Raw genomic sequence first — 991 nt, 5'->3', positions numbered from 1 at the left:
GAGTTGACCGGTACTAATAGGCCGAGGGCTTGTCCTCAGTTGCTCGCGTCCACTGTGTGGTTCCCGGGTTGCGAACAGTCGCACCGGCACACCACATCACCATTATTCAAGTGAATAGTGTGCTTGTTCGCTAGAACCCTTTAGGGTTTCGGTGGTCATAGCGTTAGGGAAACGCCCGGTTACATTCCGAACCCGGAAGCTAAGCCTTTCAGCGCCGATGGTACTGCAGGGGGGACCCTGTGGGAGAGTAGGACGCCGCCGAACAATCTTTCAAGGACCCTCGGTCCCAGCGTACATGCTGGGACCGAGGGTCCTTTTTGTTTTCGTTTTGCTCGAAGCGCGGTGGCACGCCGACTGCGCGAGAATGAAGTGCGGTACCCCGCAGACAGGAGCCACACCGATGTCCACCAACTCCTCCGACGACCGTCCGGAGCGTGAGCCGCGTCGTAGGGACGGAGGCGATCGGGGCGGCTACCGCGGCGACCGTGACCGCGACCGGGGCGGCTTCCGCCGTGACGACGACCGCCGGGGCGGCGGCTTCGGGCGTGACGACCGCCGCGATGACCGGCGTGACGACCGCCGTGGTGAGAGGCCTCCCTTCCGGCGTGACGACCGTGACCGCGATGTCCGCGACCGGGACAGGGACCGCGGGAGCAGCCGGGGCGGTTTCCGGCGCGACGACGACCGCCGGGGCGGTGGCTTCCGGCGCGATGACCGGCGTGACGACCGCCGAGACGAGCGTCGTGACGACCGGCCGGGCTTCCGCCGCACCGACGACCGCGACCGGGACAGGAACGTCCGTGACCGCGACTCCCGGGACCGGGACCGTGGTGGGTTCCGACGCGACGGCGACCGGCCGTCGTGGCCCCGTGACGACCGTGCGCCGCGCCGTGACGACCGCCGTGACGACCGCGGTCCGCGTCGTGACGACCGTGCGCCGCGTCGTGACGACCGCCGTGATGACCGTGGTGCGTTCCGTGGGCGCGATGAT

General features: G+C 68.2%; 1 protein-coding gene and 1 rRNA gene. Both read left to right on the top strand.

Going from position 1 to position 991, the window contains the following annotated elements:
* The first annotated feature begins 147 nt into the window (after positions 1–147).
* Positions 148–264, top strand: a 5S ribosomal RNA gene (rrf, locus tag BJP40_RS16080).
* A gap of 136 nt (positions 265–400) precedes the next feature.
* The coding region (locus tag BJP40_RS34945; protein WP_193097191.1) for a hypothetical protein at positions 401–991 on the top strand (591 nt) is incomplete at its 3' end.

Origin of the sequence: Streptomyces sp. CC53, assembly GCF_001865245.1 — a bacterium.
Classification (GTDB): Bacteria; Actinomycetota; Actinomycetes; order Streptomycetales; family Streptomycetaceae; genus Streptomyces.
The sequence above is the reverse complement of the archived record's forward strand: the minus strand, read 5'-3'. Positions and strand labels throughout refer to the sequence as shown.